The organism is Pseudoflavonifractor sp. HNCC25GI2, from assembly GCF_058136395.1.
Genome location: NZ_JBYUOW010000002.1, coordinates 91,890 through 112,664, shown reverse-complemented (window position 1 = coordinate 112,664; position 20,775 = coordinate 91,890). Strand labels below are relative to the sequence as shown.

The window sequence follows — 20,775 nt, the reverse complement described above, 5'->3', positions numbered from 1 at the left end:
ATGATAGAGACAGCTCCTTCCAGAGGAGGGAGCGGAAAGGAGCCTGCTTATGTGGTTTGATCAAGCGGTAATCTATCAGATTTATCCCCTGGGCCTGTGCGGCGCGCCGGAGTACAACGACGGCGTGGTGCAGCCCCGGATTTTAAAGCTGCTCCCCTGGGTGGAGCACATCAAGAAGATGGGGGCCGACACGGTGCTGTTGAACCCCCTGTTTGACAGCGACAAGCATGGGTATGATACCCGGGACTACCTGCGGGTGGACCCCCGGCTGGGGGAGAGCAGCGACCTGGAGCAGGTGTGCAAGGCTTTCCACGACGCAGGCATCCGGGTGATGCTGGACGGGGTGTTCAACCATGTGGGCCGGGGCTTCTGGGCCTTCCGGGACGTGCAGGAGAAAAAGTGGGACAGCCCCTACAAGGACTGGTTCCATGTGGACTTCGGCGGCAACACCAACTACAACGACGGCTTTTGGTACGAGGGCTGGGAGGGCCACAACGAGCTGGTCAAGCTGAACCTGTGGAACCCGGCGGTGGTGGAGCACCAGTTTGAGGCAATCCGCTCCTGGGTGGAGCGCTTTGACATCGACGGACTTCGGCTGGACGTGGCCTACTGCCTGCCTCCGGAGTACTTAAAGCAGCTGCGCTCCTTCACCCAGAGCCTGAAGCCCGACTTTGTCCTCATGGGTGAGACCCTCCACGGGGACTATAACCGCTGGATGGGGCCGGAGCTCTGCCACAGCGTCACCAACTATGAGTGCTACAAGGGCCTGTGGTCCTCCTTCAACTCCATGAATATGTTTGAGATCGGCCACTCCCTGGCCCGGCAGTTTGGGCCCGAGCAGTGGACCCTCTATAAGGGCGCCCACCTGCTGTCCTTCCTGGACAACCACGACGTCACCCGAATTGCCTCTCAGCTCAATAATCCCAGTCACCTGGAGCCCGCCTACGCCCTTATGTTCGGTATGCCCGGCGTGCCCGCGGTGTACTACGGCAGCGAGTGGGGCATCCGCGGGGAGAAGAAGGACGGGGACGGTGCCCTCCGCCCTGCCCTGGAGGAGCCGGAGTGGAGCAGCCTCACCGACTGGATTGCCAAGCTGGCCGCCTCCAAGAAGGGAAGCCCCGCCCTGTGCTATGGCGACTACCGCAACGTGATGCTTACCAACCGGCAGATTATCTTCGAGCGCAAGTGCGCCGAGGAGCGGGTGCTGGTGGCCATCAACGCCGACGGGGAGCCTTACACGGCCCACTTTGACGCCGGCTGCGGCCTGGCCTGGGACCTCATCACCGGGGAGAAGCACGACTTCGGCGGGGGCAGCGAGCTGCCGCCGTACAGCGCCCAGTTCTGGAAGATGGAGCGGTAAACAAGAGAAAAACGCGCCGGAAAGCAACGCTTTCCGGCGCGTTTTGTGATCCGCGGAGATAGGGCTTTTGCACCGATATGCGGCCCGGCAGGTAATCCACAATTCAGATTCAATACCCCATATAATCTTCGCTGTGATAATACAAATATCGCTTCACAACGTCTAATATAAACCGCTTTCCGCTATGATTCATTTTATGGAGTAAAGCGGATATTTCTTTATCAATGCTATTGTCACACGCTTTTATATTATCAGATAGGAGGCTGTCAACGGTTACACCCAGCGCATTCGCAATATCGACAAGCGTTTCAAGACTTGGTTTTCCCTCGCCTCGCTCAATCTGGCCAATAAAGTTAATGCTCTTATCGGTTCTCTCTGCCAACTTCTCTAAGGTCAAGCGTTGCATAAGTCGTTCATCTCGAATGCGCTTTCCGAGTGCTGCGTAGTCCATTTAACCACCTCTGCTTTATTTTAGGGTGATTATAACCGTCATTAAACAATGTATAAGATTAAAACATATTGACCAAAAGATTAAACCATGCTATATTATGTGGCATAAATGGCGCACAACGCAAAGCAATGCAGACAACGCACAAAGAAAGGATCTGATGAACATGAAAAGACGAATCGCGTTATTGCTCGCGGCGGCTCTGTCCTTATTCCTTGTGGCTTGTGGCGGCAATGGGGAAAGCGAAACAAGGGATGCGACCTTGACAATTACAAAAGCGGATGGAACCGAAGAAACGGTAACCTCTGAAGAGCTCATGGATATTTATGGCGATAATGAGATAAATTACAATAACAACTACCGGGGCTGCGAAGCAACCGTAGTGGGATATGTATTAGAAATTGAGCAAGACCGCAGAGAAATATTTAAAAACGTTTGGGCAGACACGGCCGAGATTACCCTTGAGGGATACAACGGAACAAGGGGCATCGAATTTTGGGTTGTAATGGAAGATGATTCTTATCAAGATATGGACTTTACGGCCATTACAAAAGGTACAAAAGTACAGGTCGTTGGCACGGTTGGAGAAAGCTTTGTCAATACAGAGCTGGATGATGCACATGACTTTGAAATCGTAACAGAATAACTGCGGAAAAGCGGTTTATTCAAAGACAGCGGAAACTGGGAAACCCGTATCTGGAGATAGAACATAAAAAACACACAGCCGGCGGAATGGAAGTCCGTCGGCTGTGTGACGTTTTTATCGGGATTCAGGGGCAAACAGAGCCGCCAGCGATTGCGTATAGGGCGGGCGGCAGATGCCTTTCTCGGTGATGATGGCGGTGATGAGCTCGTTGGGAGTGACATCGAAGGCGGGGTTATAACACTTCACACCCTCCGGGGCCATAGGCTCCCGGTACCAAAGAGAGCGGATTTCCTCCCCGTCCCGTTCCTCAATGGGGATGTGGTCCCCATCGGGACACTTCAGGTCAATGGTGGAGGTGGGCCCCAGCACATAGAAGGGGATTCCATAGTGCCGGGCCAGAATGGCCACCCCGCTGGTGCCGATTTTGTTGGCCACGTCCCCGTTGGCGGCCACCCGGTCGCAGCCCACCATGCAGGCTTGAATCCAGCCGTTTTTCATCACCATGGAGGCCATGTTGTCGCAGATCAGGGTGACGTCCACCCCTGCCCGCTGCAGCTCCCAAGCGGTGAGCCGGGCCCCCTGCAGGAGAGGCCGGGTCTCGTCGGCATAGACCTTCAGCTTCATGCCCAGCTGGGCGGCCAGGTGGAATGGGCCCTGCCCCGTTCCGTAGCGGGAGGTGGCCAGGGGCCCGGCGTTGCAGTGGGTGAGCACCCCGTCTCCTTCTTTGAGAAGGGAGAGGCCGTACCGGGAGATTGCTTCGCACATCTCCATGTCCTCCCGGTGGATGGCACGGGCCTCCTCGCCCAGGACGCGGACAATCTCCGAAACGGAAGCGCCCGCCATGGAGGCGGCCCGTCGGCTCAGCCGTTCCACCGCCCAGGCCAGGTTCACTGCCGTGGGGCGGGCGGCGGCCAGGATTTTCCCCTGCCGCTCCAGCTCTTTAAAGAAGTCCGAGCCGGTCAGGCCCTGCCGCTCCAGCTGTCCGGCCAGCACATACAGGCAGTACCCGGCAAAAATGCCGATGGCCGGGGCGCCCCGGACGCGGAGGGCCCGGATGGCTTCCACCATCTCGTCCAAAGAGCGGACCTGCCGCTCCTCCACCCGGCCCGGCAGCAGGGACTGGTCCAGAAGGATGACGCTTGTTCCGTCGGGGGACAGACGGACATTGTCCAACGATTCAGCCATGGGGTTCCTCCTTGCTCCGCAGCCCGGCCAGGGAACGGTAGTGCCCGTCCAGCCCCCGCAGAGCCTCCACCTGCCCTTCGGTCAGGGGAACGCCTGCCCCCAGCAGGGCGATGTTGCAGTAAATTTTTGCTGTGTGCTCCAGCTGCTCCATGCGGTCAAAGGCGGACCACAGGTTGCTGCCCCAGGTGAGGGCACCGTGGTTTGAAAGCAGCACGCCCTTGTGGTCCCGGACAAAGGGACGGATGCTCTCCGGCACCTCCGGAGTGGAGGGCAGGGCATAGGGAGCCACGGGGATGGGACCCAGGCCGCTGACCACCTCGGTGAGGTAGGGCACGTCCAGAGGACGGCGGCAGGCGGCGAAGGCAGTGGCGGCAGCGGGGTGGGCGTGGACCACCGCACCCACGTCGGGCCGCTCCCGGTAGAGGAGCAGGTGCATGGGCGTCTCGGAGGAGGGGTGGCGGTTTCCCTCCAGCACCCGGCCCTCCAAATCGCACAGCACCAGCATGTCGGGGGTCAGCCGACCCTTGCTCACCCCGGAAGGGGTGACGAGGATCTGTCCCTCACCCGCCCGGACGGAGACGTTGCCGTCGTTGCTGGCCACATAGCCCCGCTGGTAGAGCAGGCCACACACCCGGCAGAGGGCTTCCCGAAGTTCCTGGAAAGACTGTTGTTCCATGACGCTCACAGGAAAATCTTGCTCTCCGCCCGGCGTCCGGCGTACTGGTCCTCCAGCTCGTGCTGGTGGTACAGATAGCCCTCGTGGTCGAAGTACTTGGCGCCCTTGGGGCATTTCTTCACGCAGGCGCAGCACTTGATGCACTTGCCCGCCACGTTGGACACGTCATTGGGGTCGATGGAGCCCATGGGGCACAGACGGGCGCACAGACCGCACTTGACGCACTTGTCGGGGTCGGTGACCGGCTTGGCTTTGAGGAAATCCTTGATGGGTTCGCCATGGCGGTCCCGGGGGGTGTAGTAGGGGCGGATGGGGTCGCAGCCCTCCACCTCAACCGCCTGGGCGGGAGCCTCGGTCAAGGCCTTTGCCTTGTCGGCGGTCTTGTCCGCCAGCTCCTGAACCAGGGCCATGTCGTCGGCGTCAGGACGGCCGGCGCCCAGCACGGTGGAGAAGGAGTGCTCGCCCACGAAGGCGCCGGCGGCGATGGGGTGGAAGCCGTTGTCCCGGGCCACATTCCGCAGCTCCATCAGGCCGTCGTCAAAGTTCCGGTTGCCGTAGAGCACCACAGGAACGGCCAGAGCGCCGCCGCCGTGAATGCTGTCCCGCACGTAGGGCAGCAGCAGGTTGGGCACCCGTCCGGCATAGACGGGCACGCCCAGCACCACCAGATCCTCGGGGGTGAAAGTGAGCTCCTTCTCCCGGGCGGCGGGCAGGTTGAAGCAGTACTCCTCATACCCCGCCCCCAGGGACTGGGCCACGGACTTGGCCAGGGTGGTGGCCACTTTCTGGGTGGTTCCGGTGCCGCTGAAGTAGACGGCCCATACGGTTTTGATTTCCATTTGTATGTATCCTCCCTAAAATTCCTTCCAGTATTGAAAAATGAATTACAGCTCGTACTGTTCCAGCCGGGTTTCCGCCACGCAGGCATCCTTGGCGGAGCGGACCAGAGCCATGTGGGGCTGCCGCAGATGGGCCTGCTGGGCCTGCAGATCCGTCCACCGCTCCACCAGCAGCAGGACGTCCTCGTCCTCCACCGAGCGGTAGTAGTCATAGCCCAGACAGCCCGCATCGCCCAGCGCGGCTTGACGGAACTTGCCCTCCTCCAGGCGGCGGAGGAACTCCTCCCGCATGCCTGGCTTCATGATGTAGGTTACATTCAATCCCAGCATGTCACTGCCTCCTTTTAACCGCGCAGACGGCGGTTGTCCAGATAGCCCTCCAGAATAAGGGAGGCCGCCACAGCGTCCACGGTTTTCTTCCGTTTCTTCGCGTTCTTTCCCGCCTCAAAGAGGATGCGGTGGGCGTCCACGGTGGTGCGGCGCTCGTCCCACAGGGTGGGCTTGAGGCCGGTGGCCTCCTCCACCCGCTGGGCAAATTCCCGGTAGAGCTGGGCCCGGGGCCCCTCGGTGCCGTCCATGTTCCGGGGAAAGCCCATGACCAGCTCGGTCACCTGGTACTCCTGCACCAGCTTGGCAAGCTCCTCCAGCACCACCTCTGCCTTGCGGCTGTGGATGGTGGTGGTGGTTCCGGTGAGAAAGCCGGTGGGGTCGGACAGGGCCACGCCGGTGTGGGCGTCGCCGTAGTCGATGGCCATAATGCGCAAGGGCTACACTTCCTTTCCCCCACATGATACAGGAAACGGGAACAAATTACAATTCCAAAGGCAGAAAAAAAGACGCCGCAGCAGCGCTGCGGCGTCTTTTTTCATTCAGATAATGCGCAATCAGGCCAGGGCCTTCTTGGCAGTCTCGGTGAGCTGGGTGAAGGCGGCCTTGTCGTTGACAGCCAGCTCGGCCAGCATCTTGCGGTTGATGACGATGCCGGACTTCTTCAGACCGTTCATGAAGGTGGAGTAGTTCATGCCGTTGAGCTTGCAGGCGGCATTGATACGGGTGATCCACAGCTGACGGAAGTCGCGCTTCTTCAGCTTGCGGCCGGTGTAGGCGTAAACGCCGGACTTCATAACGGCCTGGTTGGCCATCTTGTAGTGCTTGGACTTGGAACCCCAGTAGCCCTTGGCCAGCTTGAGGATCTTGTTTCTTCTCTTACGGGACATCATTGCGCCCTTGACTCTTGCCATTGTTCGTTACCTCCCTCGTCTTACTTATACAGGATCATGCGCTTGATGGCGGCCTCATTGGTCTTGTCGGCGTAGGTAGTGCCGCGCAGAGCCCGCTTCAGCTTGGTGGTCTTGCCGTGGCCGTTGAGCAGGTGACGCTTCTTGGTCATGGCGCGCTTGACCTTGCCGGTTTTGGTGAGGGAAAAACGCTTCTTGGCGCCGCTGTGAGTCTTAATCTTGATCTTCGGCATAACAGGTAACTCCTTTACTTACTTTTTCGCATCCTTAGCGGGTTTGGGGGACAGGAAGATGGACATATGCCGTCCCTCCAGCTTGGGGCTCTTATCCATCACGGCGACCTCGCCGCACTCCTCAGCAAACTTCATCAGCAGGTCCTGGCCGATGTTGGTGTGGGCCATTTCACGGCCGCGGAAGCGGACGGTGACCTTGCAGCGGTTGCCTTCGGACAAGAACTTCTGGGCGTTTTTCAGCTTGACATTGAAGTCGTTGACGTCAATGCTGGGGGACATCCGGACTTCCTTGATCTCCACCACGCGCTGATTTTTGCGGGCTTCCTTCTCGCGCTTGGTCTGCTCGAACCGGTACTTGCCGTAGTCCATGAGCTTGCACACGGGGGGCACGGCGTTGGGGGAGATTTTAACCAGATCCAGATTGCGCTCCTCGGCCAGGCGCAAAGCTTCCTGGGAGGACATGATGCCCAGCTGTTCGCCGGTTTCCGAGATCAGGCGGACCTCCTTGTCCCGGATTTCTTCGTTGGTTTGATGACCTGTGTTAGCGATGGGAAAGCACCTCCAGACATAAAAAATACGGCAGCCGAAGCGGCTCCCGTTTCTCACAGCAAAACAACGCCGGAATTCCGGCGGAAGTTTTCCATGTTAACCCGTTGGCTCTGGCCTGGGGTGAGGACGGGGGACCGTTCCTGCTTTCTTGTACCCGGCTATTCTAGCATCCACATGACCTCTTGTCAAGGGAAAAAGGGGAAAAACCAGTAGAATCTTTGAAAAAAACGGGGCTGTCTTCCGGGGAAACGGAGTGCGGCGGTACCTTAAAATTAACATAATGTTTTGTCGAAAAAAACAGAGAGAATGAGTTGTGCACAATTTCCACACGGTTTTCCACAAGGCTGTGGAAAAAGGGGGAGAATGTGAAAACCTTTTTGGCTGCTGGACGGCTGGTAAATTAAGTAAATGTAAAATCCAAGCAAAAACAAGGTTACATAATGCAAAAATGGGGTTGGGGAAGTGGTCAGAATGCTAAAAATGAGCATGTTTGGGAGGAAAGAAAAACACCGCCGAACGGGATCAGAACCGTCCGGCGGTGGGTACCCATATGGATTATCCCAGGGAGATATTCCGGGTCGCATAAGCATTGAGGTCACGGCCGGCCAGGTGGCCGGCCTGATACTCGTAAAAGCCCTGGCAGCCGACCATGGCGGCGTTGGCCCCCCACGGAGCTAGGCTCCGCGGGGCCCCCGAGAGAATTTCAATGCTCGGGCGAAATGAATTCGCCCTGCGCAAATGTCCCGCAGAGCGGGACATTTTACGGCCTGGCGGCCGCCCCACCGTGTGGGGCCCCGGCGACAACGCCGCCTTACCCCAGAGAGATGTCCCGGGTGGCGTAGGCGTTGAGATCCCGGCCGGCCAGGTGGCCGGCCTGATACTCGTAAAAGCCCTGGCAGCCAATCATGGCGGCGTTGTCGCCGCAGTACTTGAGCTCCGGGAGAAACAGCTTGTCCCCGCTCCGGCGGCAGGCCTCCTGCAAATCAGCGCGGATGCGCCGGTTGGCGGCCACGCCCCCCGCCACAGCCACCTTGCCGTAGCCCCGCATGCGGGCGGCAGCCATAATCCGGGGAACCAGGGATTCGCTTACCGCCCGGCCGAAGCTGGCGGCGAAAGAGGGAAGGTCCAGTTCCTCCCCCTTCTGCTGGGTGTTGTGGATGAGATTCAGACTGGCGGTCTTCAGGCCGGAGAAGGACATGTCCAGCTCATGGCCGGCCACATGGGCCCGGGGCAGCTCATATTTCCCGTCGTCTCCGCCGTCGGACAGCCGGTCCATGGGGGCGCCGCCGGGATAGCCGATGCCCAACACCCGGGCCACCTTGTCAAAGCACTCTCCCGCCGCGTCATCCCGGGTGCTGCCCAGCACCTCCATCTCCGTATAGGAGCGTACATCCACAATGGCGGTGGTGCCGCCGGAGACGCACAGACAGACGAAGGGGGGCTCCAGGTCGGGGTGGGTGAGGTAGTTGGCGGCGATGTGCCCCCGCACGTGGTGGACGGGGATGAGGGGCAGATTGAGGGCCATGGCGGCCCCTTTGGCGAAGTTCACGCCCACCAGCACCGCCCCAATGAGGCCGGGAGCGTAGGTGACGGCCACGGCGTCCAGGTCATCCTGGCTGAGGCCCGCCTGGGTAATGGCCTGGTCAGCCAGACCGGTGATGGCCTCCACATGCTTGCGGGAGGCAATCTCAGGCACCACGCCGCCGTAAATGGTGTGCATTTCAATCTGAGAGGCCACGCAGTTGGACAGCACCGTCCGCCCGTCCTTCACCACAGCGGCGGCGGTCTCGTCGCAGGAGGACTCGATGGCTAAAATGTTCATGGTATCACTCCTCCATCCAGTTTCCTGGCGGGTTGGGGGTCTCCCCAGGGGCCAGGGGCAGCTGGACAAATCGCTCATAAATGTGGGCGGGGAACCGGCTTTGGTAGAAGCGGCGGTGGACCTCCAGCAGCTCCTCTGGACTCACGTCTTCCTTTCCACGGATGAGGGTCTGGTAGTGGACGCCGAAGAGAGCACAGTCATAGCCCCCGTAGCGGAACCCGTTGCGCAGGTAAAAGCCCAGACGCCGATGACGCAGTTCCCGGTCGGCGGGGTCGCCCCCCTCGTCGGACTCCGCCTCCCCAAAGATGCCCCGCTCCTCCCGGTAGTAGTCGGCCAGCCGATCCAGCATCTGCCCGCCAAGCCCCCGGTTGCGTACGCCCGGCAGGGTGCCCAGGTAGTCCAGCAGGGCAAAGGGCACCCCGGGCTCCCGCCAAACAAGGGCGTAGCCCAAAAGCTCCTTCCCGTCAAAGAGGCCCAGGGCCTGATAGCGCCCCTCCTCCATCAGCTCCAGCATGGACTTGAGGGGCTTGAGCTCCTGGGGCGGGAAGTCCCGGGTCATCTGGGAACGGTAGAGGGCGGAGAGCTCCTCCCGGTTTAACTCATTCAGACGCATGGGCGAACTCCCTGGTCATAATGACCGCGTCCTCTTTGGGCTTCTGGTAATACCCCGGCCGCAGACCAGCCCGGTGGAAGCCGTGCTTTTCGTAGAGGCCGATGGCCGCCTCGTTGGAGGCCCGCACCTCCAGGGTGAGGAAAGCCAGATTGGCCGCCCCGAAGCGGCAGAACACCTCCAGCAGGGCGGAGCCCACCCCGTGGCGGCGGGCGTCGGGCTCCACGGCCACGTTGTCAATGTAGCCCTCGTCCAGTACCACATGGAGGCCGGCGTAGCCCACCACGTTCCCCTCGTCGTCCTCGGCCACGATGAAGCTGGCCTGGGGGTCAAAGAGGGCGTCGGTGAGCATGTTCTCCGTCCAGGGCACGGAGAAGCAGGTCTGCTCCAGCTGCACAATCTGGGGGATATGGCTGCGGTCCATGGGGACAACTTGGTAATACATAAAAACACTCCTAAAGATCCATGCCCTGGGGAAAGGCCTCTCGGCCCATAAGGGACCACATGCGGTCGATGTAGGCCAGGGTATAATGCCCCTCGAAGAGGTGGAAGCGGAAGGCGCCCCGGTCGGTGAGCACCCAGTCCTCTCCTTCCCGCCTCAGCCAGCCCAGAAGACGGGCCGCCCGCAGCTCCAGGCCGTAGGCCCCGTCCAGAGAGCGGCCGAAGCAGGCCTCAAATTCCCCGGGGGAAATGCGGGTGGTATAGGCCCGCCAGAACAAATCATACACCATCCGCTGCCGCTGTGTAAAGCGGCAAGTGAGGGCGGTGGGCAGCTTTTGCTGAGAAATTCGCTCCAGATAGGCGGGAATGGAGAAGGTATTCACTTTAAATTGCCCCTTCAGCAGGGAGGCGGCGGAGCAGCCGAAGCCCAGGTAGTTGGTGCGGGTCATGGAGGAGTAGCCCTTCCCCGGCGTCCGGGCGAAGGTCCAGATGGAGTCCCGGGTGTAGCCTCTCTCCCGAAGAAAGGCGGTAAGCTCCTTCAGGAGGGCCCACTTCTCCCGGCCGGACAGCCCCTGGTTGGGGCCGGGGGTGAAGGAGAAGTCGATGAAGGGGTAGAAAGCCAAGTGGTTGGCCCCCATTTCCTCGGCCAGCAAAATGTCCCGGCGCAGGTGGTCAAAGGTCTGGCCGGGCAGGGCAAAGATGAAGTCGGCGGACACGGTATCAAAGGGCACGGCGGCCAGAGCCTGCCCCAAGACCCCGGGGTCGGGGCGCTCCCGGCCCAGACTCTGGAGGGTCAGGGGCTGGAAGGACTGTATTCCCACGCAAACCCGGCTTACCCCCGCCTCCTTCAGCCGGGACAGGGTGTCCACCGTGACATCCCGGGGGTGGAGTTCCACTCCGATGCCGTCGGTGATGATAAAATGTTCCTCCAGGGCACGGACAATCTCCCCAAGCCGGTGGGCCAGCAGGGCGGGGGAGCCGCCCCCAAAGTAGAGGCTGGTGGCCTGCCGCCGCCCCGTCCAGGTTCCGCCCACTAGGTGGATTTCCTGCAAAAGGCCCTCCACATAGGCCCGGGCCAGCTCCTCCTCATAGGGTACCTTGCAGTAGGGACAGAAGGAGCACAGGGTGCGGCAGAAGGGAATGTGGACGTAGAGCCCCAGGGGGTCGGCCCCCTCCAGGGAGAGGGGCTGGTCGTAGTCGGGGGTGAAGCGGAAGGGTGCGGTCCCCCGGGTGAGCCACATGCGGGCGGCGGTAATGGGAAAGGACATGGAACTCCTCCTCTCAGATGTATTTGAGATAGGTGGACAGCATATCCACGATGACAGGCAGGTTCCCCTGAAAGACCAGGGCGTACTCGGCAGCGAAGAAGTAGCCGCATTCCTGACACAGTCCGGGCACCTCTACGCACCGCCCGCACACCGACAGCTTGCCCCGCTCCATCACCACGCACTGGTGGCAGGGGGTGGGGAAGGAGTTATCAATGAGGTAGGGGAAGGCGGAGCGCAGGTTGAAGATGGGATAGCCCTCCTTCATAAGCTCCCTCAGCTCCCGGCAGATGGCAGCCTTTTCCGCCCGGCTCAGGGCCAGCGCCCGGGTGTCCGGGTAGGGGGTGTGGAAGTTGAAGGACACCGCCCGCACATTGGGCTCCTCCCGGGCTACCCGGCACACGTGGGAGACCGTGTGCTTGTTCAGCTGGTTGATGGCCATGTAGAGGCAGATGTTGTCCGAGGTGGCGGCGCGGATGTTTTCCAAAATGGTGTCGTAGGTGTCGCCCCGGATGGTGTTGTGGACCGCCCGGTCCCCGTCCAGGGAGAGGAGGATGAGGTCCGCCTCCGGCAGGTTAATGGGGAAGGTGCCGTTGGTCACCACGTTGACAATGAGAAATCCCATCTCCTTGGCCTCCGCCACCAGGTCACGGAGGGTTTTCGCTCCGTCCCGCCACAGGAAGGTCTCTCCGCCGCAGAAGAAGAGAATCCGCACCCCCATGGTGTAAAGCGCCTCCATCTCCCGGCGGATGTCTTTATAGGGGTAGTCCCGGGCCACGATGTTGTTCACTGAGCAGTGCTTGCAGTGGAGGTTGCAGCGGTCGGTGAGGATGATGGTGCCCAGAATGGGGTCCTTGCGGCGCAGGAGGATGGTGCTCACACCAAAGGCGGAAAAGGTGAGAAAGGACGAGAGTTTCATGGCAGCCGCTCCTTTCCAGATTATAATCCACCTTGAGACTATCACAGAGGAGCGGGGCGAGCAAGAGACAGGGGACAATCGGTCATTTTGGCGGGACAGGCGGCAAAAAAACGGGCCCCGGTCTTGACCGGGGCCCGCAAAAATCTGTTTGTGTTTACTCCTGAACCGTGGGCTCATTGGGAATCTCTCCGCAGAAGGAGCCCTCCTCCGGCTCTTCCTCCTCCCACTCATCCCGTTCCAGCAGGAAGGGGAGGAAGCGGCGCAGCAAAATCAGATAGGTGGGCAGGAACACCAGCCCCGCCCCCAGAGCAGCCCATTTTTTCTTCCGGAAGGGGACGAGGAGGCCCATGAGTACGCCCATGGAGAAGAGGCAGGCCTTCACCAGGGCGAAGTCCCGCCAGGTGGACTGGGCGGCGTAGCGGTCGGCGCGGTCGAACAACCAGGTCAGCAATTTCATAATAATACCTCCATTTCCAAACTTGTTCTGTTTTTTCCTTCCGATATAGTTTCATACATGGAAATGCCAACGCGGCGGGGTATATGCTCATCCAAAACACCAGCACCCAGGCGGGGGAAGAGGCGAAAGGTCGTTTCGCAGAGCGTTCTTTTGATTCCCTTCCTTCACCTTGAACAGCGAACAGGGCGGGGAAACATTTTCTCAAATGAACGACCCCCAGGCGGGGGAAGAGGCGAAACGCAGTTTCGCAGAACGTTCTTTTGGTTCCTTTTCTTACAAGAAAAGGAACTCAGTGAGCGTCGGCCCAGGTCTTGCCGGAGCTGGTGTCGGCCAGCAGGGAGACGGGGAGGGAGGTCACCGCCTCCATCTCCTCCTTCACCAGGGCGCACACGGCCTCAGCCTCCTCCTCCGGGCACTCCACAATGAGCTCGTCGTGGACCTGGAGGACCAGACGGCCCTTCAGGCCGTCCCGCAGGAGACGGTCCCGCACCCGAATCATGGCCAGCTTGATGATGTCGGCGGCGGTACCCTGAATGGGGGCGTTGAGGGCCACCCGCTCGCCGAAGGAGCGGGTATTGAAGTTGGAGGACTTGAGCTCCGGCACCCAGCGGCGGCGGCCAAAGAGGGTGGACACGTAGCCGTCCTTCTTGGCCTGCTCCACCACGCCGTCCATATAGGCCCTTACCCCGGCGTAGTGGGCAAAGTACTTGTCCATATACTCCTTGGCCTGCTGGACGGTGACCCCGATGTCCTGGGAGAGGGAGAAGGGAGAAATGCCGTAGACGATGCCGAAGTTCACCGCCTTGGCGCTGCGGCGCATGAGGGGGGTGACCTCCTCCTGGGGCACGCCGAAGACCTGGGAAGCGGTAATGGTGTGGATGTCCGCGCCGGAGTTGAAGCCGTCAATCATGGCCTGGTCCCCGGCCATGCAGGCCAGGAGCCGCAGCTCGATCTGGGAATAGTCGGCATCCACCAGCACCATCCCCGGCCCGGCCACAAACATCTTCCGCAGCTCAGCCCCCAGCTCGGTGCGCACGGGGATATTCTGGAGGTTGGGCTCGGTGGAGGAGAGGCGGCCGGTGGCGGTGACGGTATTCTGAAAGGAGGTGTGAATGCGCCCGTCGGGGGCAATCACCTTGTCCAGACCGTCGGCGTAGGTGGATTTCAGCTTGGTGAGCTGCCGGTACTCCAGAATCTCCTCGATGATGGGGTGCTTGCCCCGCAGCTTCTCCAGCACCTCGGCGTTGGTGGAGTAGCCCGTCTTGGTCTTCTTCACCGGGGGCAGGCCCAGGTTGTCGAAGAGGATGTGACCCAGCTGCTGGGTGGAGTTGATGTTGAACTCCTCCCCGGCCAGCTGGTAGATGGAACCCTGAGCCCGGTCAATGCGTTGGGCAAGCATCTCCCCGAAGGAGGCCAGGGCACCACGGTCGATGCGGAAGCCCTCCAGCTCCATCTCGGCCAGCACCCGGCACAGGGGAAGCTCGATTTCTGAGTAAAGCTTGTCCATGCCCAGCTCGCCAAGGCGCTCTGCCAAGGTGTCCCGCAGGCAGTGGATGAGGGCGGTGTGGGACAGAAGGGCGGCCATGGGGGCGGTGGGGTCGGCCAGAGGCCCGAAGGCTCCGTCGCTGAGATAGGCGGCAGCCTTGGGGAACTCCTGGTTGTAGTAGGTGAGGCCCAGCTTCTCCAAATCGTAGCTTCCGTCGGTGGGAGCCAGCAGGTAGGCGGCCACCTCGGTGTCAAAGACGATGCCATCGGGGGCAATCCCCTCGGCCAGCAGGGCCCGGCACAGCTCCTTGGAGCCGTGGACTACCTTGCGAATATCCGGACTAAACAGGGCCTTCAGGGCTTCGTTGTACCCCTCCAGCCGGTCAGACCGCAGGAGGGCGGCGTGGCCCTGGTTCTCCGCCGGGGCGCATTCCACGCACACCACATCCAGAGAGGGCAGAGGGAGGACGGCGACGCAGTCCTGGCCCCGCCACAGCTCCAGCAGCTCCTGGAGGCGCTGGGCGCTCTCCACAATCTCGCTGGTGCAGGTGCCCTCCACCATGGCCTCCTGCCGGGGTGCACCCTCCCCCTGGGGGGCGGTGAGGTGGTACTTGTCAATAAGCTTGGAGAACTCCAGTTCCAGGAAGAGCTGGTAGAGGCGGGCATTGTCCACCTCCCGGCGCAGGTTGTCCTGGGGGTCGAATTCGATGGGGGCGTCGCAGCGGATGGTGGCCAGGTCGTAGGACATGCGGGCCTGCTCCTCCCCCTCCTGGAGCTTCTTGATGACGCCGGGCTTGGCGGGGACACCGGGGGCCATCTCAGGGGTGGGCATGGCTTCGTACAGGGCGTCCACCGTCTGGTAGCGCTGGACCAGGGCCATGGCGGTCTTTTCTCCCACCCCCTTCACCCCGGGGATGTTGTCGCTGGCATCCCCCATGAGGGCCTTCAGGTCGATGATGTGGATGGGGTCAAAGCCGTACTCCTCCCGAAAGGCGTCGGGGGTCATGTCCCGGGTGGTGGTTCGGCCCATGCGGGTGGACACCAGCTTGACGGTGGCGGTGTCGGTGACCAGCTGGAGGGAGTCCTTGTCTCCGGTGACGATCACCGTGGCCCAGCCGGCGGCGGTGTCCTTCTTGGAGATGGTGCCGATGAGGTCGTCCGCCTCCCACCCGTCCAGTTCGTACATGGGGATGTTCATGGCGGAGAGCACATCCTTCAGGATGGGCATCTGGCTGGCCAGCTCCTCGGGCATGCCCTTCCGCTGGGCCTTGTAGCCCTCATAGGCCAGGTGGCGGAAGGTGGGAGCCTTCCGGTCGAAGGTGACGCACAGGGCGTCGGGGTGCTCCTCGTCCAGCAGCTTATTGAGAATGTTGAGAAAGCCCAGAACGGCGTTGGTGGGCTGTCCGGAGCGGGTGGTGAGGTTCTGGCTCACCCCGTAAAAGGCCCGGTTGACAATGGAGTTGCCGTCCAGGACCATCAGCTTCTTCATGTGGGTATCCTCCCGTAGTTCGCCCCAGGGGGCGGGTGTTCTCGCTTTTAGTATAACAGTCTTCCCCTTGGGGAACAAGAAAAAACAGAGCCCGGCTCAGAGCCGGCCGGCCAGGTGCAGGGCCTCCTCCCGGGCCCGGGCCAGAATGGCCTCCGGGTCGTTCCCCTGAATGTCCAGTCCCTGGGCGGACAGGCAGTGGGCGCGGGGGATGCCGAACATCTGCCCCAGGGCCCGGACGTAGTCAAAGCCGAAGTTCTGGCCTTCCAGAGGGCCGCCGGCGGTGGTGATGTAGACCAGCTGAGATGCCCGGCACAGCCCCTCCTGCACGCCCTCCCGGGTATAGTGGAAGGTGATGCCCAGCACGCTGGCCCACTCCAGATAGATTTTTAAGGCCGCGGGGAAGGACAGGTCCCAGTAGGGAGCGGCGATGACCACCAGATCCGCCCCCTGCATCTCCCGAGCGGGGTCAAACATGGGGTCCTGAGGCTGATTGAGAAAGTGCCGGTCACGCTCCTCCGCCAGGGCGGCGGTGAGGGGCGGCAGGGAGCAGGCGGTGAGATCACGCCGCCGGATGTTTACCCCGGGCCACCGGGCCTGACAGGCGGAGAGAAAGCTCTGGCTCAGAAGCCAGGTGCGGGAGACCTCCGTCCCCGCATACAGGCGTCCACAAATAAAATGTCCTTCATGATTCCACAGTTCCCCTTTCCAGATCCTGCAAGGCGCTCCGGGCGGTTTTGACCAGATATTCCATGGCCTGGACGGGGTATTTGCCCGCGGCGGTCTCTCCGGTGAGCATGAGGGAGGCGGCCCCGTCCAGCACGCCGTTATAGATGTCGCTCACCTCCGCCCGGGTGGGCACCGGCCGCTCCTCCATGGACCACAGCAGCTGGGTCACCAGGCAGAAGGGCACCTTGGCCCCCCGGCTGCGCCGGGCGATGTCCTTCTGGATGCCGGGCAGCTCCCACAGGGGGATGGCGTTTCCAAGGTCCCCGCGGGCAATGCAGATCTGGTCGGCAGCGGCAGCAATCTCGTCCAGATGCTCCAGCCCACGGCGGTTTTCAATCTTGGCCATGATCTGGACCCGGTCAAGCCCCCGCTCCTCCAGCGCCCGGCGCAGAGCCAGTACGTCCTCTTTTCCACGGACAAAGGGCTGGAGAATGTGGGTGACGCCGAAGGAGGCGGCCACGTCCAGGTTGTCCAGGTCCGCCTGGGTGAGGGCGGGGGAGTCCACCTCCACCCCCAGAATGGCCAGGCTCTTCCGGCTTTTCAGCAGTCCCCCCTGGCGCACCCGGCAGAGAAGACGGGCGGGCTCCGCCTCCTCCACCTCCAGCAGCAGGGCGCTGTCGTCCAGGGAAATGGAGTGGCCCGGCCGGGCGGCCTTTACCACGGCGGCGGGGACCGGGATGCCCCCCTCGCCCAGAATGGCCTGGGTGCCCTCCTCCAGAGAAATGGGGGCGGGCAGGGTGCCCACTCGCAGCTCTGGGCCCTGGAGGTCAATAATGAGGTGGGGCTCCACTCCGGCGGCCCGGGCCGCGGGCTGGTAGACCTCCTTCAGCAGCGGGGCGCAGGCCGAGAGGGTGGTGTGGGACAGATTGAGGCGGGCGCCGGTCATACCGGCCTGAAACAGCTGGTCCAGAACATCGCGGCTCTGGCAGCTGCCGCCCAGGGTTCCGTAAAATTCCATGGATTGGATTCCTCGTTTCTCCGTTGTTCTCTCTCATTATGGGGCCGTTTGGGCGGGGAAGTCAATAGAAAAAGCGGCGGCTTCCCATTTGGAAAGCCGCCGCAGAAAACACGATAAGACTTAAGCGCGCTGACGGTTCTTCATGACCACCAGGAAGCCCAGCATCAGCACGATGCCCACAGGCAGGGCGATGATGCCCGGCAGACCATTGATGGCCAGCAGACCGGCCAGCAGATAGCTGATGCCGGAAATTACGGCACAGGAGATGGCGTAGGGCAGCTGAGTGGACACGTGGTTCACGTGGTCACACTGAGCGCCGGCAGAGGCCATGATGGTGGTGTCGGAGATGGGGGAGCAGTGGTCGCCGCAGACGGCGCCGGCCATACAGGCGGAGATGCAGATGATGGCCAGGGGGCTGTCCATAGAGAACACGTTCTGGACAATGGGGATGAGGATGCCGAAGGTGCCCCAGCTGGTGCCGGTGGCGAAGGCCAGCAGGCAGCCAATGACAAAGACGATGACGGGCAGGAACATCTGGAGATGCTCGGCGCTGCGCACGAAGTCACGGACAAAGTACTTGGCACCCAGGGAGTCGGTCATGCTCTTCAGGGTCCAGGCGAAGGTGAGGATGAGAATGGCGGGCACCATGGCCTTGAAGCCCTCGGGGATGCAGCCCATCATCTCCTTGAAGGTCATGGACTTGCGCAGGAAGTAGTAGATCAGAGCAAAGAGCAGGCCGAAGGCGGAGCCCAGCATCAGGCCCACAGAGGCGTCGGAGTTGGAGAAGGCCTCCACGAAGCTGGCGCCGGAGAAGAAGCCGCCGGAGTAAATCATGCCGGTGACGCAGCAGACAACCAGCACCACGATGGGCAGCACCAGGTCGATGACCTTGCCCTTGTCCTCCACAATCTCCTCGTCCATCATGGCGTAGGGGTTGGAGCCGGAGAAGAGGTCGCCCTTTTCAATGGCGTTGCGCTCAAACTTGGCCATGGGGCCGAAGTCCACCTTCAGGAACACCAGGCCCAGCATCATGATGACGGTGAGCAGAGCGTAGAAGTTGTAGGGGATGGCGCGGATGAAGAGGTTCAGGCCCTGGCCCTCCTCCGCAAAGCTGGCCACAGCGGCGGCCCAGGAGGAGACGGGGGCGATGATGCACACGGGAGCAGCGGTGGCGTCGATGATGTAGGCCAGCTTGGCCCGGGAAACCTGGTGCTTGTCGGTGATGGGACGCATGACAGAGCCCACGGTCAGGCAGTTGAAGTAGTCATCAATGAAGATGAGGCAGCCCAGCACAATGGAGGCCAGCTGAGCACCCGCCCGGGACTTGATGTTGGTCTTGGCCCAGCGGCCGAAGGCGGCAGAGGCACCGGCCTTGTTCATGAGGCACACCATGGTGCCCAGAATAACCAGGAAGATGAGAATGCCCACATTGTAGGCATCGGACAGAGAAGCCACAATGCCTCCGCTGAACACATGGTTCAAGGTTCCCTCGAAAGAGAAGTTGGAATAGAGCAGGCCGCCCACCAGAATGCCGATGAACAGGGAGGAGTAGACCTCCTTGGTAAGCAGGGCCAGGGCAATGGCGATGACCGGGGGCAGCAGGGCCAGAGCGGTGTTATAGAACTGGCTGGGAGATTCCACATAGCCGGTGCCTCCGCAGGCCTCGCAGGTGACGGCCTCGCCCTCGTCGCTGAGGACAATGCCCAGAGTGCCGCAGTCGGAGCACTCAATCATCTTGGTGCCGGTGGCCTCGGTGGGGTCCTCGGCAAAGGCGGTGGTAGCCAGAGCCAGCAGCAGCATCAGAATCAGGATGAAGCGTGCCGGCCAGGATCTTCTCGCTTTCATTTGTTTTCCCTCCACTTAAATCTTTGGGGCCCACACTAAGCCCCTTTTTGCGCAAACAAAAAAGCCATGGGTGCAAGCGCCCATGGCAAAAGCCGGAGGGCCCCACGTATCCCGGGGGCCTCTCTGGATAGCGCTCCACTGCATTGTGACAGTCCGGGGGATGTTTTCCCCACGGCCCAGGCCCCCGCTCACTGGCAAAACGAAAACCTTCGGCGGCAGACCCTCTCCCACGGGACGGCCTGCCAGGGCCGGGTGTCCCGCGGTACGCATGTATGCCGCGCCTCTATCCGAACAATTTAATTTTGGAAGTGCAGGTATCGTATCACGCTCCTGCATGCTTGTCAAGCCCAATTCGGGGAAATCCCCCTTATTTCCCGGTATTTTCCTCCGGAAGCATGAAAAACGTGAAGGTTCCGGTGGCAACTACCTTATTTTGGTCGTTGGTCATGGTGACCTGAACCACGGAGAGGGAGCGCCCCAGCTTCTTGGGCGTGGCCTCGCAGAAGATTTTGGAGCCGTTGGCCGGACGCAGGTACTCCAGGGTACAGCCGGCGGTCACGCAGCTGCCGCCTTTGGAGCAGGCACAGCAGCCGGCCACCGTGTCGGCCAGGGTGGTCAGAGCGCCGCCATGGACATTCCCGTGGGGATTGATGCTGTTGGGACCCACGGTCAGCTCCCCCACGGCCCGGCCCGGCGTGACATCGGTGACCAGAACGCCGTTTTCATAGGAGAACTGGTGGGGGGTATTGACGGTGCGCACAATAAAATCGCTGTGGGATTCCGGCGACATAATGGTCTCTCCTTTGGACAAAGTGGGGCCATTCTAGCACAGAATTTTCACAAAAACAAGCTGTTGGGCCATTTTTCAGCGTTTGGCATAGAATGGCGGGAGAAGAAACCAATTCGTTGTTTAAGGAGGACAGGATATGCAGCAGACACAGTCTGCCCCGCTGAGCGGGGATGTGGACCCGGAGGTGTTCCGCCGGGTATGGAGCCGGGTCATGGCGGATGAGGAGAGCAGTCCCATCGCGGTGGAGCCGGAACGGAAAACGTCCGCTTCCGCGGTGCCCGAGGCCCGGCCGCAGGAGCGGGAGGAGAGACCGGAGCCGGCGGAGACGCCTGCGCCCGGCGACGGGGAACTGCTGGAGCAGGGGCTCAGCGGGGTGAGCCGGGGGCTGGCTCTGGCCCGCGCCCTGTCCCGAAAATCCGGGGGGCGGGGCACGGCTCTGGCGGCGCTGACGGCCGACTACCGCCGGGCCGCCCGGCAGCTGGGGGCCGCCTATTTCCTGGCCACCGGGAAGCAGAAGCTCTGGGACAGCCCCACAGTTCCGGCGGGGACCGGCCTTGCCCAGGGCCTGCGGGAGCTGTACTGGTGGGAGCGGGACTGGAGCCGGCAGTGCCTCCAGGCGGCGGAGCAGGCCCAGGACGACTATGTGCAGCAGCTCTTTCAGCGTCTGTCCCAGACCGGGCAGATCCATCTGGGCATCATCCGGGGCGCCCTGGAGCAGATGCAGGCCCCCGGCCTTGACGGAGGCCGAGCCCGTGGAGTAAACTGAATCCAAAGAACAGCAGAGGAGTGACCGG

The 20,775-nt window shown here is 61.6% G+C and carries 23 protein-coding genes and 1 riboswitch; of the genes, 3 read left to right on the top strand and 20 right to left on the bottom strand.

Annotated elements, in window-relative coordinates; all coding sequences use genetic code 11:
* Positions 1-49 precede the first annotated feature (49 nt).
* A complete protein-coding gene (locus AC3YUO_RS03140) occupies positions 50-1,360 on the top strand; it encodes an alpha-amylase family glycosyl hydrolase (RefSeq protein WP_489961598.1) in 1,311 nt (436 codons plus the stop codon).
* A 109-nt stretch (positions 1,361-1,469) separates the two neighbouring features.
* Here the strand turns inward: AC3YUO_RS03140 and AC3YUO_RS03135 are convergent, their stop codons facing one another.
* The gene (locus AC3YUO_RS03135) at positions 1,470-1,811 is read right to left on the bottom strand and encodes a helix-turn-helix domain-containing protein (RefSeq protein WP_489961597.1); all 342 of its coding nucleotides are present in this window, start codon (positions 1,809-1,811) and stop codon (positions 1,470-1,472) included.
* A 163-nt stretch (positions 1,812-1,974) separates the two neighbouring features.
* On the opposite strand from AC3YUO_RS03135, the gene AC3YUO_RS03130 reads away from it, so the two are divergent.
* Entirely contained in the window at positions 1,975-2,454 is a 480-nt protein-coding gene (locus AC3YUO_RS03130) for an OB-fold protein (RefSeq protein ID WP_489961596.1), read from the top strand.
* A 114-nt stretch (positions 2,455-2,568) separates the two neighbouring features.
* On the opposite strand, the gene mtnA is transcribed toward AC3YUO_RS03130, so the two are convergent.
* The 19 genes from mtnA to AC3YUO_RS03035 form a co-directional block, all read right to left on the bottom strand.
* Entirely contained in the window at positions 2,569-3,639 is a 1,071-nt protein-coding gene (gene mtnA / locus AC3YUO_RS03125) for an S-methyl-5-thioribose-1-phosphate isomerase (protein WP_489961595.1), read from the bottom strand.
* Positions 3,632-4,315 carry a class II aldolase/adducin family protein gene (locus AC3YUO_RS03120; protein ID WP_489961594.1) on the bottom strand — a complete coding sequence of 228 codons (684 nt, stop codon included), beginning with the start codon at positions 4,313-4,315 and terminating at the stop codon, positions 3,632-3,634. Before AC3YUO_RS03120 ends, mtnA begins: the two co-directional genes overlap by 8 nt.
* Positions 4,316-4,320: 5 nt before the next feature.
* Positions 4,321-5,154, bottom strand: coding sequence for an EFR1 family ferrodoxin (locus tag AC3YUO_RS03115; RefSeq protein WP_489961593.1), 834 nt, complete (start codon positions 5,152-5,154; stop codon positions 4,321-4,323).
* A 45-nt stretch (positions 5,155-5,199) separates the two neighbouring features.
* Complete coding sequence (locus AC3YUO_RS03110; RefSeq protein ID WP_489961592.1) at positions 5,200-5,484, bottom strand: putative quinol monooxygenase; 285 nt, start codon at positions 5,482-5,484, stop codon at positions 5,200-5,202.
* 14 nt (positions 5,485-5,498) lie between these two features.
* Positions 5,499-5,918 (bottom strand): Holliday junction resolvase RuvX, encoded by a 420-nt coding sequence (gene ruvX / locus AC3YUO_RS03105; protein WP_489961591.1) that lies wholly within the window; start codon positions 5,916-5,918, stop codon positions 5,499-5,501.
* A gap of 120 nt (positions 5,919-6,038) precedes the next feature.
* Positions 6,039-6,395 carry a 50S ribosomal protein L20 gene (gene rplT, locus AC3YUO_RS03100; RefSeq protein ID WP_118643880.1) on the bottom strand — a complete coding sequence of 119 codons (357 nt, stop codon included), beginning with the start codon at positions 6,393-6,395 and terminating at the stop codon, positions 6,039-6,041.
* Positions 6,396-6,415: 20 nt separating this feature from the next.
* Positions 6,416-6,625, bottom strand: coding sequence for a 50S ribosomal protein L35 (gene rpmI / locus AC3YUO_RS03095; protein ID WP_050625289.1), 210 nt, complete (start codon positions 6,623-6,625; stop codon positions 6,416-6,418).
* A gap of 18 nt (positions 6,626-6,643) precedes the next feature.
* Positions 6,644-7,231, bottom strand: a complete 588-nt coding sequence (gene infC, locus AC3YUO_RS03090) for a translation initiation factor IF-3 (protein WP_118643878.1) — start codon at positions 7,229-7,231, stop codon at positions 6,644-6,646.
* A gap of 754 nt (positions 7,232-7,985) precedes the next feature.
* Positions 7,986-8,996: a tRNA (adenosine(37)-N6)-threonylcarbamoyltransferase complex transferase subunit TsaD gene (gene tsaD / locus AC3YUO_RS03085; protein ID WP_489961590.1), complete on the bottom strand. Its 1,011-nt coding sequence runs from the start codon at positions 8,994-8,996 to the stop codon at positions 7,986-7,988.
* A gap of 4 nt (positions 8,997-9,000) precedes the next feature.
* Complete coding sequence (locus AC3YUO_RS03080) at positions 9,001-9,609, bottom strand: GNAT family N-acetyltransferase (RefSeq protein WP_489961589.1); 609 nt, start codon at positions 9,607-9,609, stop codon at positions 9,001-9,003.
* Positions 9,596-10,051 (bottom strand): ribosomal protein S18-alanine N-acetyltransferase, encoded by a 456-nt coding sequence (gene rimI / locus AC3YUO_RS03075; protein ID WP_489961588.1) that lies wholly within the window; start codon positions 10,049-10,051, stop codon positions 9,596-9,598. The genes AC3YUO_RS03080 and rimI overlap by 14 nt, the downstream gene beginning before the upstream one ends.
* Positions 10,052-10,061: 10 nt before the next feature.
* The gene (locus AC3YUO_RS03070; protein ID WP_489961587.1) at positions 10,062-11,315 is read right to left on the bottom strand and encodes a coproporphyrinogen-III oxidase family protein; all 1,254 of its coding nucleotides are present in this window, start codon (positions 11,313-11,315) and stop codon (positions 10,062-10,064) included.
* Between the two features lie 13 nt (positions 11,316-11,328).
* The gene (locus AC3YUO_RS03065) at positions 11,329-12,231 is read right to left on the bottom strand and encodes a radical SAM protein (protein WP_489961586.1); all 903 of its coding nucleotides are present in this window, start codon (positions 12,229-12,231) and stop codon (positions 11,329-11,331) included.
* A gap of 154 nt (positions 12,232-12,385) precedes the next feature.
* Positions 12,386-12,688: a permease of phosphate ABC transporter gene (locus tag AC3YUO_RS03060; protein ID WP_489961585.1), complete on the bottom strand. Its 303-nt coding sequence runs from the start codon at positions 12,686-12,688 to the stop codon at positions 12,386-12,388.
* Between the two features lie 289 nt (positions 12,689-12,977).
* Entirely contained in the window at positions 12,978-15,662 is a 2,685-nt protein-coding gene (polA, locus tag AC3YUO_RS03055) for a DNA polymerase I (protein WP_489961584.1), read from the bottom strand.
* A 96-nt stretch (positions 15,663-15,758) separates the two neighbouring features.
* A complete protein-coding gene (locus AC3YUO_RS03050) occupies positions 15,759-16,322 on the bottom strand; it encodes an NAD(P)H-dependent oxidoreductase (protein ID WP_489961920.1) in 564 nt (187 codons plus the stop codon).
* Between the two features lie 22 nt (positions 16,323-16,344).
* Positions 16,345-17,346 (bottom strand): pyruvate kinase, encoded by a 1,002-nt coding sequence (locus AC3YUO_RS03045; RefSeq protein WP_489961583.1) that lies wholly within the window; start codon positions 17,344-17,346, stop codon positions 16,345-16,347.
* 120 nt (positions 17,347-17,466) lie between these two features.
* Entirely contained in the window at positions 17,467-19,191 is a 1,725-nt protein-coding gene (locus tag AC3YUO_RS03040; RefSeq protein ID WP_489961582.1) for a Na+/H+ antiporter NhaC family protein, read from the bottom strand.
* A gap of 120 nt (positions 19,192-19,311) precedes the next feature.
* Positions 19,312-19,485: riboswitch (Lysine riboswitch) on the bottom strand.
* Between the two features lie 73 nt (positions 19,486-19,558).
* Positions 19,559-19,981, bottom strand: a complete 423-nt coding sequence (locus AC3YUO_RS03035; RefSeq protein ID WP_489961581.1) for a PaaI family thioesterase — start codon at positions 19,979-19,981, stop codon at positions 19,559-19,561.
* A 136-nt stretch (positions 19,982-20,117) separates the two neighbouring features.
* Here AC3YUO_RS03035 and AC3YUO_RS03030 point away from each other — a divergent pair, with 136 nt between their 5' ends.
* Positions 20,118-20,747, top strand: coding sequence for a hypothetical protein (locus AC3YUO_RS03030; protein WP_489961580.1), 630 nt, complete (start codon positions 20,118-20,120; stop codon positions 20,745-20,747).
* Positions 20,748-20,775: the final 28 nt, after the last annotated feature.

Excerpts from the sequence above, each read along its gene's own strand:
- AC3YUO_RS03140 (WP_489961598.1), top strand. The coding sequence starts at position 50 with ATGTGGTTTGATCAAGCGGTAATCTATCAGATTTATCCCCTGGGCCTG.
- AC3YUO_RS03135 (WP_489961597.1), bottom strand. The coding sequence starts at position 1,811 with ATGGACTACGCAGCACTCGGAAAGCGCATTCGAGATGAACGACTTATG.
- AC3YUO_RS03130 (WP_489961596.1), top strand. The coding sequence starts at position 1,975 with ATGAAAAGACGAATCGCGTTATTGCTCGCGGCGGCTCTGTCCTTATTC.
- mtnA (WP_489961595.1), bottom strand. The coding sequence starts at position 3,639 with ATGGCTGAATCGTTGGACAATGTCCGTCTGTCCCCCGACGGAACAAGC.
- AC3YUO_RS03120 (WP_489961594.1), bottom strand. The coding sequence starts at position 4,315 with ATGGAACAACAGTCTTTCCAGGAACTTCGGGAAGCCCTCTGCCGGGTG.
- AC3YUO_RS03115 (WP_489961593.1), bottom strand. The coding sequence starts at position 5,154 with ATGGAAATCAAAACCGTATGGGCCGTCTACTTCAGCGGCACCGGAACC.
- AC3YUO_RS03110 (WP_489961592.1), bottom strand. The coding sequence starts at position 5,484 with ATGCTGGGATTGAATGTAACCTACATCATGAAGCCAGGCATGCGGGAG.
- rplT (WP_118643880.1), bottom strand. The coding sequence starts at position 6,395 with ATGGCAAGAGTCAAGGGCGCAATGATGTCCCGTAAGAGAAGAAACAAG.
- rpmI (WP_050625289.1), bottom strand. The coding sequence starts at position 6,625 with ATGCCGAAGATCAAGATTAAGACTCACAGCGGCGCCAAGAAGCGTTTT.
- tsaD (WP_489961590.1), bottom strand. The coding sequence starts at position 8,996 with ATGAACATTTTAGCCATCGAGTCCTCCTGCGACGAGACCGCCGCCGCT.
- AC3YUO_RS03080 (WP_489961589.1), bottom strand. The coding sequence starts at position 9,609 with ATGCGTCTGAATGAGTTAAACCGGGAGGAGCTCTCCGCCCTCTACCGT.
- rimI (WP_489961588.1), bottom strand. The coding sequence starts at position 10,051 with ATGTATTACCAAGTTGTCCCCATGGACCGCAGCCATATCCCCCAGATT.
- AC3YUO_RS03070 (WP_489961587.1), bottom strand. The coding sequence starts at position 11,315 with ATGTCCTTTCCCATTACCGCCGCCCGCATGTGGCTCACCCGGGGGACC.
- AC3YUO_RS03065 (WP_489961586.1), bottom strand. The coding sequence starts at position 12,231 with ATGAAACTCTCGTCCTTTCTCACCTTTTCCGCCTTTGGTGTGAGCACC.
- AC3YUO_RS03060 (WP_489961585.1), bottom strand. The coding sequence starts at position 12,688 with ATGAAATTGCTGACCTGGTTGTTCGACCGCGCCGACCGCTACGCCGCC.
- polA (WP_489961584.1), bottom strand. The coding sequence starts at position 15,662 with ATGAAGAAGCTGATGGTCCTGGACGGCAACTCCATTGTCAACCGGGCC.
- AC3YUO_RS03045 (WP_489961583.1), bottom strand. The coding sequence starts at position 17,346 with ATGGAATTTTACGGAACCCTGGGCGGCAGCTGCCAGAGCCGCGATGTT.
- AC3YUO_RS03040 (WP_489961582.1), bottom strand. The coding sequence starts at position 19,191 with ATGAAAGCGAGAAGATCCTGGCCGGCACGCTTCATCCTGATTCTGATG.
- AC3YUO_RS03035 (WP_489961581.1), bottom strand. The coding sequence starts at position 19,981 with ATGTCGCCGGAATCCCACAGCGATTTTATTGTGCGCACCGTCAATACC.
- AC3YUO_RS03030 (WP_489961580.1), top strand. The coding sequence starts at position 20,118 with ATGCAGCAGACACAGTCTGCCCCGCTGAGCGGGGATGTGGACCCGGAG.